This is a genomic window from Micropruina sp. (genome assembly GCF_027492755.1).
GTDB lineage: Bacteria > Actinomycetota > Actinomycetes > Propionibacteriales > Propionibacteriaceae > Micropruina.
Map to the genome: position 1 here is coordinate 36,087 of NZ_JAPUED010000224.1, position 1,606 is coordinate 37,692.

Genomic DNA, 1,606 nt, shown 5'->3' on the forward strand with positions numbered 1-1,606 from the left:
TCGCACCTCGAAGAACCGTCCCCCGGCATTCGAATCTCGCACGCCGAAGAACCGTCCCCAAACCTTCCGGGCGGAGCCTTCCAGGTTCGAATCAATCCAGATTGGGCACCGGTAGCGGTGCCCAATCTGGATCAGTCTCCCGTCGGCGAGATGCTCCGTGGCTCAGAGGACGTGTCTTCCGGTTCAGCGCCCCCGCACCAGCGTCGCAGCCACCCGGTGAGAAGCGGTAGACTGCCCCCGTGGCACGCCGACTTCTGCTTCGCCAGCCGCGCTGACCTTTCGTCATCGCGGCGCCCCTCCCTGCGTGAGGGGCTTTTTCATGTCCGAGAGCAGAGTGAATGAAGGATGAGATGAGCGAGACTCCGTACCGCTACACCGCCGAGTTGGCCGGGCAGATCGAGACCGCCTGGCAGGACCGTTGGGACGCCGAGGGCACCTTCCACGCCCCGAACCCGTCGGGCGTCTGGGCCGAGCCGGAGAAGGTCGGCGGCCGGGAGAAGCTGTTCGTGCTGGACATGTTCCCCTACCCCAGCGGCGCCGGCCTGCACGTCGGCCACCCGTTGGGTTACATCGGCACCGACACCTGGGCGCGCTACCAGCGGATGCGCGGCCGCAACGTACTGCACGCCCTGGGTTACGACGCCTTCGGCCTGCCCGCCGAGCAGTACGCGGTGCAGACCGGGCAGCACCCGCGGGTGACCACCGAGGCGAACATCGCCAACATGCGGCGCCAGTTGCGCCGGCTGGGCCTGGCCCACGACGACCGTCGCAGCGTCGCCACCACCGACGTCGAGTTCTACCGCTGGACGCAGTGGATCTTCCTGCAGGTGTTCAACTCCTGGTACGACACCGACGCCGACAAGGCGCGTCCGATCGATGAGTTGATCGCCGAGTTCGAGTCGGGCACCCGCCCCACCCCGTCCGACCGGCCCTGGGCCGAACTGGATGCCGCCGAGCGGGCCACCATCGTCGACTCCTACCGGTTGGCCTACGTCTCCGAGGCGCCGGTGAACTGGTGCCCGGGCCTGGGCACCGTGCTGGCCAACGAGGAGGTCACCGCCGAGGGCCGCTCCGACATCGGCAACTTCCCGGTCTTCAAGCGCAGCATGAAGCAGTGGATGATGCGGATCACCGCCTACTCCGACCGGCTGCTGGCCGACCTGGACCGGCTGGACTGGCCGGACAAGGTGAAGGCGATGCAGCGCAACTGGATCGGACGCTCCAGCGGCGCCTCGGTGACCTTCCCCGTCGAGGGCCACGAAGCGGCGATCGCGGTGTTCACCACCCGTCCGGACACCCTGTTCGGTGCCACCTTCATGGTGTTGGCGCCCGAGCATCCGATCGTGGACGCCATCACCCCCGGCGAGAACTCCTGGCCCACCGGCACCAAGGACGCCTGGACCGGCGGCGCACCGTCCCCCTCGGAGGCGGTCACCGCCTACCGGGAGGCCGCGGCCCGAAAGACCGACCTGGAACGCCAGGAGAACAAGGACAAGTCCGGCGTCTTCACCGGCGCGTTCGCGATCAACCCGGTGGACGGCCGGCGCATCCCGATCTTCATCGCCGACTACGTGCTGATGGGCTACGGCACCGGCGCGATCATGGC

1 protein-coding gene is annotated in these 1,606 nt (G+C 68.2%); it reads left to right on the forward strand.

Annotation, left to right across the window (positions count from 1 at the left end; genetic code table 11):
- Nucleotides 1-350: 350 nt before the first annotated feature.
- Nucleotides 351-1,606: class I tRNA ligase family protein (locus Q0066_RS15610; protein WP_298134664.1), on the forward strand; the 1,256-nt coding region annotated here is incomplete at its 3' end.